Below are 12,534 nucleotides of genomic sequence, written 5' to 3'. Positions count from 1 at the left end.
AGCCGTGCGCCTGCGCACCATCCGCTGGCTGCCGGCGCGCCCCTGGCTGGGTGCGCAGCGCGTGCACATCCGTCCCTCGCGCGCGGGCCTGGCCTTTGCCGCGCTGCTGCTGGCACTGTGGATCGCCGCCGTCAACTACCGCCTGGGCCTGGGCTACGCGCTGACCTGTTTCGCGGCCGCCTGCGCCATCGCCGACATGCTGTTTGCCAGCCGTAACCTGGCGGGCCTGGCGTTGGCCGCCACGCCGGGCAATCCCGTGTTCGCGGGCAGCCAGGCCACGTTCACCTTGCGCCTGATCAACCGCAGCGCCCGCCCGCGCCATGCGATCCACCTGGCCATGCGCGATTCGGCGGCGGCGCCCGGCCCGGTCGACATCGCCGCCCACGGGGAAACGGCCGTCACCATCGTCGTTGCGGCGCGGCAACGCGGATGGGTGATTGCCCCGCCGCTGCGCCTGTCCGGCAGTTTCCCGCTGGGCCTGTTTATCGCCTGGTGCCATTGGCAACCCGAAGCGCGCGTGCTCGTGTATCCGCAACCCGAGCAGAACGCGCCGCCGCTGCCCTTGGCGGCCGGCACGGTACAGCAGACACGACAGAAAGCACGGCCACACACGTCCGATGGCGCCCTGGAACTGGCAGTGGAACTGGCGGGCGTGCGCGCCTACCAAGCGGGCGACCCCTTGCGGCGCCTGGCCTGGCGCCAGATCGCCCGCCATGACGGCGAGCATTTATTCAGCAAGCAATTCCAGCCAGCCGCCGACGCGCCAACGGGAGTCGCCCCTGACAGCATCGTGCTCGAGCACGCCGCCCTGCACGCGCTGGCGCCTGAAGCGCGATTGTCGCGCCTGGCCGCCTGGGTGCTGCAGGCGGAACGCACGGGCCTGCCATACGACTTGCGCCTGGGTACGCTGACCGTGGCGCCGGCCCTGGGCGCCAGCCAGCGCGACGCCTGCCTGCGCGCGCTGGCCCTGCACGATTTGCCACAGGATGAGGCCATGGCATGAGGCAATGGCTAGCTAACTTGTCGCGCGACAAGGCCGACATCCTGCTGCTGTTGCTGGCCGCCGCCATGGTGCTGGCGCCGCACGCGCTGCACCTGCCCCCATGGCTGTCGGCCGCCGCCGCCGCGCCCCTGCTGTGGCGTGCCTTCATCACCGTGCGGGGCCGGCGCCAGCCGCGGCTGGCCGTGCTCGCGCCGCTGGCCTTGCTCGGCATCGCCGCCGTCTATGTCAGCTACGGCACCGTGCTGGGACGCGATGCGGGCGTGGCCATGCTGGCCTTGCTGCTGGCCTTGAAATCGCTGGAAATGCATGGCCGGCGCGACATCTTCGTGTTTGTCTTCCTCAGTTTTTTCCTCCTGTTGGCGAACTTCTTTCATGCGCAAGGCATCGTCAGCGCCGCCTGGATGCTGGCCACCGTCATCGTCCTGCTGGCCGGCCTGCTGTCGTCCCAGTATGGCGCCGTGCAACCGCGGCTGGCGCACAGGCTGGGCTTGCTGGGGCGCATGCTGGCGCTGGCCCTCCCCCTGTCGGCCGTGATGTTTCTTGCCGTGCCACGCGTTGACGGCCCCCTGTGGGGCGCGGCACCAGAAGGCACGCAGGCGCGCACGGGCTTGTCCGACAGCATGCGGCCGGGCGCCATCGCCTCGCTGGCCCTGTCAAGCGAACCCGTCTTCACAGCCCGTTTCAGCACCCCGCTCCCGCCGCAAGACCAGCTGTATTGGCGCGGCGTGGTGCTGGGCGACTTCGACGGCGCCACCTGGACGCGCAGGGGCGCTGGCCAGCGCACGCCTGCCAGCGACAGCCGGATAGACATCGCCCTGGAAGGCCAGCCCAGCCAGTACGAAGTGACGTTGCAAGCGAGCGGCCAGCGGCGCATCTTCGCGCTCGACGTGCCGCGCAGCATCGAACGCTTGCCCGGCAATCCGTATGTCGTGTCGTCCGCGCTGGAAGTGCTGACCATACAGCCCATTACTTCGACCGTCCGTTACCGCGTCAGTTCCCAACCCCGCTACCGCTTGCAGGCCAGCCTGACTTTTGTCCAGCAGCAGCCCTGGCTGGCATTGCCTGCCGGCAGCAATCCGCGCAGCGTGGCCTGGGCCCGCGCATTGCGCGGCCATGGCGCGCAGGCGCTGGCGCCCGCCGACGCCATCGCCGCCGTGCTCGATCACTTCCGCCGCGCGCCCTTCCGCTACACCCTGCAGCCGCCGCTGCTGGGCAAGCATGGCGTCGACGACTTCCTGTTTGCCACGCAAGCGGGCTTTTGCGAACATTACGCGGGCAGCTTTGTCGTGCTGATGCGCGCCATGGGCGTTCCCGCGCGCGTCGTCACGGGTTACCAGGGCGGCCTGCATGGCGCGACGGACAACAGCCTGAGCGTGCGCCAGTCCGACGCCCATGCTTGGAGCGAAGTGTGGCTGGCGGGCCGGGGCTGGGTGCGCGTCGATCCCACCAGCGCCGTCGCGCCCCTGCGCACGGAGCGCAACCTCGATGCCGCCCTGCCGCCGGCCCCGTCGCCGCTGACGGCATGGCGCGCCCTGGCCGGCCTCGACGGCGGCGCGCACGGAGCGCTGGCCGCGTGGCGCCAGCAATGGCAGCAAGCCGAGCAAGCCTGGAGCAGCTGGGTGCTCGACACCACGCCGCAACGCCGGCGCGCCATGCTCGATGGCTTGAAAAATGTGCCGGCAAAGAAACTGGCAGTCGCTTGCGCCGTACTGGCCCTGCTGTCCTCCCTGGCCGGCGCACTGGTCTGGTGGCGGCAGGCGCGACAAGGCGATCCGCTCGACGCCCTGTACGCGCAGTTTTGCCAGCGGCAGGCGCGGCGCGGCTACAGCCGTGCGCCGCATGAAGGCCCGCACGGTTATGCTGCCAGATTGGCCGCAGGCAAGGCCACACAAGAAGCGCACGCCGCCATCGCACAGTTTCTGGCAATCTATGCCGCGATGAAGTATGGTAATGCCAACCCAGACGAACAACTCCGCGCGCGGCGCAGCTTGCGCCGCCTGTTAACCCAATGCCGATGAGACGCTCCTTGTTACCGATCAAAACCTCCGCCCTGTCCCTGCTCCTCTCCCTTCCCCTGTGCCTGTCCACCGCGCACGCAGGCGAAAACAGCAATATTTCCGACGCCGACCGCGCCCGTGCCGTGCGCGCGGCCAAGGCCCAGCCCGTCAAGAAGGTCACCGGCAAGCCGGCGGCGAAGAAAGCACCGGCGAAATTCGACTTCGAGGGCGAATTTGTCGACTATGCCAACTGGAAAGAAGTACGCGCCTTCCTCGACGACATGTCCGCCAAGCATGGCTTTAACCGCGCCGAACTCGATACCCTGATCGGCAAGGTGCGCTATGTCGAATCGACCGTGCAACTGATGAAGCCGGCTCCGCCGGGCAAGCCGAAGAACTGGCAAGCGTACAGCGCCCGCTTCATCGAGCCGGTGCGCATCAATGCGGGCGTGAAATTCTGGGAAGAAAATGCGGAAGCGCTGGCGCGCGCCGAACGCGAGTATGGCGTGCCGGCCGAAATCATCGTCGGCATCATCGGCGTGGAAACGGTGTACGGACGCAACACGGGCCGCTTCCGCGTGCTCGACGCGCTGACCACCCTGGCGTTTTCCTATCCGGAAAGCCCGACCCGCGCCGCACGCATGGAGTTTTTCAAGGGGGAACTGGAAAACGCGCTGCTGTACGCGCGCAAGGATGGCATCGATCCCTTGACCCTGCTCGGCTCGTATGCGGGCGCCATCGGCTTGCCCCAGTTCATGCCTAGCAGCATCATGAAATATGCGGTGGACTTCGATGGCGATAGTCACATCGACCTGCGCAATTCCACGGCCGACGCCATCGGCAGTGTCGCGCATTTCCTCGTCGAGCACGGCTGGCGGCGCGACGATCCGGCCATCAGCACCTATCCCGTCACCGTTTCGGCCAGCCGCGCCTGGGAAAAATTCATCGGCCAGGGCTTGCAAGCCAAGTACCGGCTGGCGGAATTGCAGGAGGCCGGCGTGAGCGCTGGCCCGTCCACGCCGCAGAACATGTTGTTCGGCCTGATCGATCTGCAAAATGGTTCAGAAGCAACTGAGTATCACTTGGCAACCAATAACTTCTTTGCTATAACTCAGTACAACAGAAGTTATTTTTATGCCATGTCAGTGATCGACTTGGGCAAGGCCATCAGTCAAGTGCGCGCACGCTAACTGAAAGTCGGTGTAAAGTTATAATATTACTTGTAAGAAAGCGTAAGGGATGTTGAAGCGACCAGAAAACAAGTCTATGGTAGGGCCGATAACATGTGCCAGCCTTGCTCGCCAGCCTTTGTGCGGCACGGAATACGGAAATGGTTTTATACTTAACTTTTGTCAAAGTACAATTTTTGTTCTATCATAGAGCATAATAAAGAATAAATAGGTGTTGCAACAAGACAACACCTATTTTGTACAAAGCAAGATTACTGGGCTTTCCGGCCTGAAATTGAATCCTGTTGTACAATTGTGTATATATTACGAAAAACTGTATCCCGGATCGTACCGTGTGTGAATTCGTTCCTTTTAGTAAAGAATGAACATGAACGCAGCAAGAGCGAGCTCCGAGTGTTTTTTACTTTGCAGTGCAACTACAGAAGGAACAATAACATCATGACAAACCAAGTCGGCATTGATATGAACAGCGATTCGGACTCCGACGATCTGCTTCAATACAACCCAAACAGATTGCTCGATACCCTGATCGAAAACCTGCGCCTGAAAAACGACGCAGCCCTGTCCCGCGCGCTGGAAGTAGCACCGCCAGTCATCAGCAAAATCCGCCACCACCGCCTGCCGGTCGGCGCATCGCTGCTGATCCGCATGCACGAAGTCAGCGACCTGAGCATCCGCGACCTGCGTTACCTGATGGGTGACCGCCGCAACAAATTCCGCATCAGCGACAAGCAATTCAAGCCAAAAGAAGGCGAAACGCCACAAGGCTGATCCTGCCAGTTGCGCAGGTTTTCCCTCCCCGCCATGGGGAGGGGGTATTTCCAGCAGTTCTCAGGCCGTTCTGGCCGATATTATTTTCCCGTATCAACTATCAAGCAGGAAACACGCCGGTCGACAGATAGCGGTCGCCACGGTCGCAGACGACGAACACGATCGTCGCGTTTTCCACTGTTTGCGAGATGCGCAGCGCGATTTCGCACGCGCCGGCAGCCGAGATGCCGCAGAACAAGCCCTCTTCCGCCGCCAGGCTGCGCGCCATGCGTTCGGCCACGCCCTGGCTCACGTATTCCACCTGGTCCACGCGCGACTTGTCATAGATTTTCGGCAAGTACGCTTCCGGCCACTTGCGGATGCCGGGAATCTGCGAACCTTCCTCGGGCTGGGCGCCGATGATCTGGATGGCGGGATTCTGCTCCTTCAAATAGCGCGACACGCCCATGATGGTGCCCGTCGTGCCCATGGCGCTGACGAAATGCGTGACTTGGCCATTGGTATCGCGCCAGATTTCCGGCCCCGTGCTTTCATAGTGGGCGCGCGAATTGTCTTCGTTGGCGAACTGGTCGAGGATCACGCCACGGCCATCCTTCTGCATCTGCTCGGCCAGGTCGCGCGCATATTCCATGCCGCCCGTCTTCGGCGTCAACAGGATGTCGGCGCCGTAGGCGGCCATGCTCTGGCGGCGCTCCACGCTCAGGTTATCGGGCATCAGGAGCAGCATCTTGTAGCCGCGCAAGGCGGCGGCCATGGCCAGCGCGATGCCCGTATTGCCGCTGGTCGCCTCGATCAGGGTATCGCCCGGCTTGATGACGCCGCGCTCTTCAGCGCGCTTGAGCATGGACATGGCGGCGCGATCCTTCACGGAGCCGGCCGGATTATTGCCCTCCAGCTTGCCAAGGATGACGTTGTTGCGCGCAAGCGCATCGGCACCCGGCAAGCGCGTCAGCTGCACCAGCGGGGTATTGCCTATCGTATCTTCAAGTGTCTTGTAAGCCATCGTGTCTGTTTGAGTAGATTCAACAAAAACCCATTCTAATATGAGATGCTGGGTGGCGTATCGCTCATCGGCGCCTGCATCCGGGCCTGCGTGCGCGTCCGGATGCGCCGCCGCATGCCGCACGGCGCCTGCCGCGCTGCCGTTTCCGGGCGTGTACAAGGGTGATTGCGGCAGGCGCGCGCCGCATGCGCTAGACTCGCCACTGTTAGTTATTTTTGTTATTTGCTTATTCAGCCTCCGAACGGACTCGCCATGGCCAGCAACACACCCGAATTCATTCCCGAAACGACGCAGGACGATCCCGTCCAGTTTGCCACGCTCGACTTGCAGGGCCGCAGCCACCAGATCTCGCCCGTCTTCACCGCGCTCGAACTGCAGCGCTTGCAGCGCTATGGCACGCGGCGGCGCTTTGCCGATGGCGATACGCTGTTCGAGGCGGGCAGCAGCAGCTTCGGCATGCTGGTAATATTGTCCGGGCGGGTCAGCATCAAGCGTCACGAAGTGCTGGGGCAGGTGTCGCAGCTGCGCGAAGTGGGCGTCGGCCACTTCATTGCCGAAGTGGCGCAATTGTCCGGCCGCCCCACCCTCGTCAACGGCAGCGCCGTGGGCGCCGTGGAATTGCTCGACATCAGCTCGGAATCCTTGCGCGCGCTGATCGTGGCCGAGGCGGAGATGGGCGAACGCATCGTGCGCGCCCTGATTCTGCGCCGCGTGGCGCTGATCGAATCCAACTCGGGCGGCCCCGTGCTGGTGGGGCCGCGCGGCAACGGCAATCTGTTCCACCTGCAAAGTTTTCTGTCTAGCAATGGCCATCCGCACACGGTTCTCGATCCGGCCACGGATGCGGCCGCCGCCGCGCTGGCCGGGCGCTACCAACCCACGCCGCAGGAATGGCCGCTGGTGGTCTGTCCGGACGGCAAGATCATGAAGAATCCCGGCAATGCGGAGCTGGGGCGCTGCCTGGGCATGCTGCCCGATTTGTCCGGCGACAAGATTTTTGACGTGCTGGTGGTGGGCGCCGGCCCGGCCGGCCTGGCCACGGCCGTGTATGCGGCTTCAGAAGGCCTCACCGTGCTGGCGCTGGAACAGCGCGCGTATGGCGGCCAGGCGGGCGCCAGCGCGCGCATCGAAAATTATTTGGGCTTTCCCACCGGCATCTCTGGCCGCGCCTTGGCGGGGCGCGCCTATGTGCAGGCGCAAAAATTCGGCGTCGAAATCGCCACGCCGGCCAGCGCGGCCAACTTGCTGTGCGACACCTGGCCCCTGCGCGTCAACCTGTGCGACGGCACGCAGGTGCGGGCCCGCACGGTGGTGCTGTCGTGCGGCGCGCGCTATCGCCGCCCCTCGCTGGCCAACCTGAAAACGTATGAAGGACGGGGCGTGTATTACTGGGCCTCGCCCATCGAAGCCAAGCTGTGCCGGCAGGAAGAGATCATCCTGGTCGGCGGCGGCAATTCGGCCGGCCAGGCGGCCGTGTTTCTCTCCGGCCATGCCGCCAAGGTCCACATGGTGATCCGCGGCGAAGGGCTGGCGGCCAGCATGTCGAGCTATTTGATCGAGCGCATCGCCGCCACGCCCAACATCACCCTGCACACGCACACGGAAATCATCGCCCTCGAAGGCGACGACGATGGCTTGACGGAGGTGCGCTGGCGCAACAACCGCACGGGCGAGGAAGCCGCTTGCGCCGTGCGCCGCGTGTTTCTCTTCGTCGGCGCCGATCCGAACACCGACTGGCTGCACGACTGCGCCGTGGCCGTCGATGAACAGGGCTTCATCCGCACGGGCTTCGACGTCACGCGCGCCGAATGCCGCGCGCACGGCCACGCAGCGCATTTAGCCTACCCGCCGCCGGACTTGCCCGAGCGGGCCGCCCTGGAAACGAGCGTGCCGGGCGTGTTCGCCATCGGCGACGTGCGGGCCGGCTCCACCAAGCGCGTGGCCGCCGCCGTCGGTGAAGGGGCGGCCGTGGTGTCGCAGATTCACGGCTTCCTGGCGCGGCTGCCGGCTGGCTCCGCCTGAAAATCGTGCATTGTAGAAACTGCTACAATCGGCTGTTGCCATCCAGCTGAAAGAGTCCGCATGCCCCACACCGCCAAGCTTTCCTCGCGCCGCAACATGCCCGCGGTCCGCTGACGGTGCGCCGCATGCTCATCAAACTGTTGCTGCTGGCCACCTTGTTTGCCGTGCTCAGCATCGCTGCCCTGTACAGCTACGGGCGTTTCGCCGAGCGGTCGCTGGGTGCGCCAGGGATGGCCTTGCCCGTGGCGGCGGACGCCACCCTGCTCGACCGCGTGCTGGCGCCGCAACTGGGGCAACGCCCGGGCCACAGCGGCACGGCGCTGATCGACGACAACCTGGAAGCGTTCGCCCTGCGCGCCCTGAGCGCGCGCGAAGCGGGCCGCAGCATCGACCTGCAATACTACATCTGGCATAACGACGTCACGGGACGCCTGCTCGTGCGCGAACTGCTGCGCGCGGCCGACCGTGGCGTGCGCGTGCGCGTGTTGCTCGACGATATCAACGCGCGGGGCCAGGACGCCGCCATCCTGGCGCTCGACAGCCACCCGCTGATCGACGTGCGCATCTTCAATCCGGGCCGCAACCGCGACGGCATCTGGTTGCGCGCCATGGAAATGGCCTTGCGCGCCGTCAGCCTGAACCGGCGCATGCACAACAAGGCCTGGATCGTCGACGGCAGGGTCGCCCTCGTCGGCGGGCGCAATATCGGCGATGAATACTTTGATGCCGCAGAACAAGTCAATTTCCAGGATGCCGACTTGCTGCTGGTGGGACCCGCCGTGCAGCAGACGAGCGACATCTTCGACCGCTTCTGGAACAGCCGCGCCGTCATTCCCATCAGCGCCTTGCACGCCGGCAAGAACGCGGGCGCTCCCGAATTGCAGGCCGTGCGCGCCCGCCTCGACGCGCTGACCGGTGAACTGGGTGCCTCGCCCTACCTGCGCCAGCTGACCGATGCGGGCCAGCTGCAAGCCCACCTCGATGGCCGCCTGCGCCTGCACTGGAGCACGCACGTGCAAGTATTGTCGGACCCGCCGGAAAAAGCTGCGCCCGTGGCCAGTTTGCAGCGCAGCGAGCACTGGCTCATGCACAGCTTGCTGCCGCTGCTGACGGACGCGCGCCAGGAAGCACTGCTGACCTCGCCATACTTCGTGCCCGGCGCGGAACTGACGCAGACCCTGGGTAAAAAGGTTGCCGCCGGCGTCCAGGTCCAGGTGCTGACCAACTCGCTGGCCGCCACCGACGTGGCCCTCGTGCATGCGGGCTATGCGCGCTACCGCCAGGCGCTGCTGGGCGGCGGCATCGAGCTGTATGAATTGAAGACCCTGCACCGCAAGCGCATCAGCCTGATGGGGTCGAGCCGCGCCAGCCTGCATACCAAGGCCGTCGTGGTGGATAGCCAGCGGGGTTTCGTCGGCTCCTTCAACCTCGATCCCCGCTCGGCCCAGCTGAATACGGAAATGGGCGTGCTGTTCGACGATGCCGCGCTGGCGGCCGACATGCGCGCGCTGTTCCAGCATTCGACGGCCAGCGACACCAGCTACCGCGTGTTCCTCGACAACGGCGCCCTGCGCTGGTCCGACGCTACCGAAGAGCCCGCCAAGGTGTGGACGCACGATCCCGAAGCAGGCTTCTGGCGCCGCACGCTGGTATCCGTGATGCGCTGGCTGCCGATCGAATCGCATCTGTAGGCGTGCGCGGCATGTAAAAACTTTAATCCTGGCAAGATTGCCATCTAAAAATATTTGTTGTTTTCGAGACATGTTAGATGCCGTTTTGCCAAACGCTGCTATAATCGTTGCAACGGGACACCACTGCTGTCCCTGAAGTACCTTTCTCGCCCCTTCCGCGATTGAATAAACGTTGGCCAAAAGCTCGCCGACAGACTGCAACACTACCCTGTCACTTTTGGAGCTTTATCATGCGTAAAACATCTACCTTGCTGGTGCTGGCCGCCGCTTCCCTGTGCGTCACCACCGCCCAGGCCGCCACGACCAACCTGGTCAAGAATGGCGATTTCGAACTGACCAGCAACGGCACCTCGAAACAGCTGAACGAAGGCACGTACGCGCGCGCGGACCGCACCTACCTGAGCGACTGGTCCAGCAAAGGCTATAACTTCGTCTTGAACGGCAACAACATCGACGACACCAACGCCGCGACGACGCTGGCCTTGTGGGGTCCGAATTCGTACAGCGGCCACGGCCCGCAAAACGGCCTGGGCGCCAGCCCGACGGGCGGCAATGTGCTGGCGGCCGACTGGGATTACTTTCCCGGCCCCGTCACGCAGCAAGTCAGCGGCCTGATCCCCGGCCAGGCGTACACCCTGAGCTTTTCCTACGGCGCGGCCCAGCAAGTGGGCTTCCGTGGCGATAACCTGGTCAATTACTGGGATGTGTCGCTGGGCAACAGCAAACAGCAGACGGCGTCCCTGGCCAACGTCAGCCAGGGTTTCACGGGCTGGCACCAGGCCAGCATGACCTTCACGGCCGCCAACAGCAGCGAATTGCTGTCGTTCATGGCCAAGGGCAGCCCGTCCGGCGCGCCGCCATTCATGCTGCTCGACGGCGTGTCGCTGGTGTCGGCCGTGCCGGAACCATCGACCTGGGGCATGCTGATCGGCGGCCTGGGCCTTCTGGGGTTCATGGCGCGCCGCCGCAAGGCTGCTGTAGCAGTCTGAGCCGCCAGCGCGCGTGACAGAATCCGGACCAGCCCAGCCTTGTCCGGATTTTTTTGTTTCTTACCTGATGGAATGAAATGAGCCTGCTGCACACCCTGCAAACCCACCTGCCCGGCATCGCCGTCGATGTGCTGCGCCTGAGCCTGTGGCTGGTGCTGCTGGCCGTGATCTTCGTGCCGCTCGAGCGCTTGTTCGGCGAACGCCACGCAGGGCGCTCCCGCACGGAACTGTTCAGCGACCTGGGCTTTTATTTCATCAGCAGCCTGCTGCCGGCCGCCGTGCTGGCCGCGCCGCTGGCCCTGCTCGCCGTCGCCGGCCAGCACCTGTTGCCGGACGCCATCCCCGCCACCTTGTCTACCCTGCCCCTGTGGGGCAAGCTTCTGCTGGGCTTGCTGATCGGCGAAGTCGGCACTTACTGGGGGCATAGACTCAGCCATGAAATTCCATGGCTGTGGCGCTACCATGCCGTGCACCACAGCACGGAACAGCTGTATTTCCTCGCCAATACGCGCACCCATCCCATCGACATGGTCGTCACGCGCCTGTTCGGCCTGACACCGCTGTATCTGCTGGGGCTGGCCGGCCCCGGCGCGGCAGGCAGCGCGGCACCCGTGCTCTTGCTGCTGATCGGCACCGTCTGGGGTTTCTTCATCCACGCCAACCTGCGCTGGCGCTTCGGCCCGCTGGAATGGCTGGTGGCCACGCCCGCCTTCCACCACTGGCACCACAGCAAGTTCGAACACATCAACCGCAACTATGCGTCGACCCTGCCCGTGCTGGACCGGGTGTTCGGCACCCATCACTTGCCGCGCGCCTGGCCAGCCGCCTGCGGCATCGAGGCGCACATGCCGAAGACGCTGGCAGGGCAACTGGCTGCGCCATTCCGGCCCACCGACAAGCGGGAAGTTCCGGCCGCGGAATAAAAAAAACCCCACGCGGCCGGTACCACGCGGGGTTTTCTTCTCGTGCTGCGCGGCACCACCACGCAACACGCTTTACAGCAACACGCTTACTTTTTCTCGGCTTCTGCCTTCTTCGCGTCGGCAGCAGCCAGTTTGGCTTCCTTCTTCGCAGCCGCTTCCGCAGCCTTGGCTTCTTTCTTGGCCGCCGTTGCTGCTTTCTTCGCAGCAGCAGCTTCCTTCTTCGTTTCGGCAGCCGTTTTCACAGGGGCGGCATCGGCCGCGGCAGCAGCGGGAGCCGGCGCAGCAGCAGGCACTGCCTTGGCGGCGGCTTCCTTCTTGGCGGCAGCGGCAGCGGCCTTGGCTTCTTTCTTGGCGGCAGCCGCTTCCTTCTTCGCTTCAGCGCCCGACTTGGCTGGTGCCGCAGCGGTGTCGGTCGCAGCAGCTGGCTTCGGTGCGGCTTCTTTCGCTGCAGCTTCCTTCACAGCAGCTTCCTTTTTTGCCGGAGCAGCTTTCGCCGCCGGCGCCGCCGGCGCGCCGGACTTGGCCTGGCCATTCACTTGCAAGCCCGCTTCCGACAGTTTCACGGAACTTTTCGGGCCGATACCTTTTACGCGGCTTTCGAAATCGGCCCAATCCTTGAAGGCACCGCCCTTGGCGCGCTCATCGACGATGGCTTTCGACGTGACGGGGCCGATGCCCTTGACGCTGTCGAGTGCCGCCTGGTCCGCCTTGTTGACATCGACCTGGGCAAAGGCAAAGCCCATCGTCGCGATCAGGGTGGCGATGGCCAGCAGTATTTTTTTGAACATGGGTATCTCTCCGTGATGTGGTTTCAAGATGACTCGAACGCAAGGGAGGAACAGCGCCTTAACGGCTTAACGGCTGTAGCGTGATACGGTTGACAAGATGGGACTGCGGAACTGCGGGAAAACCTGCGCCAGATCAAACGATCCGGCGCAGGCGATA

General features: G+C 64.3%; 10 protein-coding genes. 8 read left to right on the top strand and 2 right to left on the bottom strand.

All coding sequences use genetic code 11. The features are described 5' to 3' along the window. Nucleotides 1-4: 4 nt before the first annotated feature. From O0881_RS24845 to O0881_RS24830, 4 genes are all read left to right on the top strand, one after another. A complete protein-coding gene (locus O0881_RS24845; protein ID WP_289913462.1) occupies nucleotides 5-1,003 on the top strand; it encodes a DUF58 domain-containing protein in 999 nt (332 codons plus the stop codon). Continuing rightward, nucleotides 1,000-3,021: a DUF3488 and transglutaminase-like domain-containing protein gene (locus O0881_RS24840; protein WP_289913461.1), complete on the top strand. Its 2,022-nt coding sequence runs from the start codon at nucleotides 1,000-1,002 to the stop codon at nucleotides 3,019-3,021. Before O0881_RS24845 ends, O0881_RS24840 begins: the two co-directional genes overlap by 4 nt. Before the next feature lie 8 nt (nucleotides 3,022-3,029). Beyond that, nucleotides 3,030-4,190, top strand: a complete 1,161-nt coding sequence (gene mltB / locus O0881_RS24835) for a lytic murein transglycosylase B (RefSeq protein ID WP_289913460.1) — start codon at nucleotides 3,030-3,032, stop codon at nucleotides 4,188-4,190. A gap of 438 nt (nucleotides 4,191-4,628) precedes the next feature. Further along, nucleotides 4,629-4,961 (top strand): hypothetical protein, encoded by a 333-nt coding sequence (locus O0881_RS24830; RefSeq protein WP_034751784.1) that lies wholly within the window; start codon nucleotides 4,629-4,631, stop codon nucleotides 4,959-4,961. Between the two features lie 100 nt (nucleotides 4,962-5,061). Here the strand turns inward: O0881_RS24830 and cysM are convergent, their stop codons facing one another. Next, nucleotides 5,062-5,964 carry a cysteine synthase CysM gene (gene cysM, locus O0881_RS24825; protein ID WP_035825682.1) on the bottom strand — a complete coding sequence of 301 codons (903 nt, stop codon included), beginning with the start codon at nucleotides 5,962-5,964 and terminating at the stop codon, nucleotides 5,062-5,064. A gap of 252 nt (nucleotides 5,965-6,216) precedes the next feature. Here cysM and O0881_RS24820 point away from each other — a divergent pair, with 252 nt between their 5' ends. The 4 genes from O0881_RS24820 to O0881_RS24805 all read left to right on the top strand — a co-directional run bounded on the left by O0881_RS24820 (nucleotide 6,217) and on the right by O0881_RS24805 (nucleotide 11,589). Beyond that, the gene (locus O0881_RS24820; protein ID WP_289913458.1) at nucleotides 6,217-7,986 is read left to right on the top strand and encodes an FAD-dependent oxidoreductase; all 1,770 of its coding nucleotides are present in this window, start codon (nucleotides 6,217-6,219) and stop codon (nucleotides 7,984-7,986) included. 125 nt (nucleotides 7,987-8,111) lie between these two features. After that, nucleotides 8,112-9,677, top strand: coding sequence for a phospholipase D family protein (locus O0881_RS24815; RefSeq protein WP_289913457.1), 1,566 nt, complete (start codon nucleotides 8,112-8,114; stop codon nucleotides 9,675-9,677). Nucleotides 9,678-9,907: 230 nt separating this feature from the next. After that, nucleotides 9,908-10,666 (top strand): PEPxxWA-CTERM sorting domain-containing protein, encoded by a 759-nt coding sequence (locus O0881_RS24810; protein ID WP_289913456.1) that lies wholly within the window; start codon nucleotides 9,908-9,910, stop codon nucleotides 10,664-10,666. Between the two features lie 77 nt (nucleotides 10,667-10,743). Next, nucleotides 10,744-11,589, top strand: a complete 846-nt coding sequence (locus O0881_RS24805) for a sterol desaturase family protein (RefSeq protein WP_289913455.1) — start codon at nucleotides 10,744-10,746, stop codon at nucleotides 11,587-11,589. 86 nt (nucleotides 11,590-11,675) lie between these two features. On the opposite strand, the gene O0881_RS24800 is transcribed toward O0881_RS24805, so the two are convergent. Next, entirely contained in the window at nucleotides 11,676-12,377 is a 702-nt protein-coding gene (locus tag O0881_RS24800) for a helix-hairpin-helix domain-containing protein (protein ID WP_289913454.1), read from the bottom strand. Nucleotides 12,378-12,534: the final 157 nt, after the last annotated feature.

This window comes from Janthinobacterium sp. SUN100 (assembly GCF_030397705.1).
GTDB lineage: Bacteria > Pseudomonadota > Gammaproteobacteria > Burkholderiales > Burkholderiaceae_D > Janthinobacterium > Janthinobacterium kumbetense.
This window is presented reverse-complemented; position numbering and strand designations above follow the sequence as displayed.

Excerpts from the sequence above, each read along its gene's own strand:
- O0881_RS24840 (WP_289913461.1), top strand. The coding sequence starts at position 1,000 with ATGAGGCAATGGCTAGCTAACTTGTCGCGCGACAAGGCCGACATCCTG.
- O0881_RS24830 (WP_034751784.1), top strand. The coding sequence starts at position 4,629 with ATGACAAACCAAGTCGGCATTGATATGAACAGCGATTCGGACTCCGAC.
- cysM (WP_035825682.1), bottom strand. The coding sequence starts at position 5,964 with ATGGCTTACAAGACACTTGAAGATACGATAGGCAATACCCCGCTGGTG.
- O0881_RS24820 (WP_289913458.1), top strand. The coding sequence starts at position 6,217 with ATGGCCAGCAACACACCCGAATTCATTCCCGAAACGACGCAGGACGAT.
- O0881_RS24815 (WP_289913457.1), top strand. The coding sequence starts at position 8,112 with ATGCTCATCAAACTGTTGCTGCTGGCCACCTTGTTTGCCGTGCTCAGC.
- O0881_RS24810 (WP_289913456.1), top strand. The coding sequence starts at position 9,908 with ATGCGTAAAACATCTACCTTGCTGGTGCTGGCCGCCGCTTCCCTGTGC.
- O0881_RS24805 (WP_289913455.1), top strand. The coding sequence starts at position 10,744 with ATGAGCCTGCTGCACACCCTGCAAACCCACCTGCCCGGCATCGCCGTC.
- O0881_RS24800 (WP_289913454.1), bottom strand. The coding sequence starts at position 12,377 with ATGTTCAAAAAAATACTGCTGGCCATCGCCACCCTGATCGCGACGATG.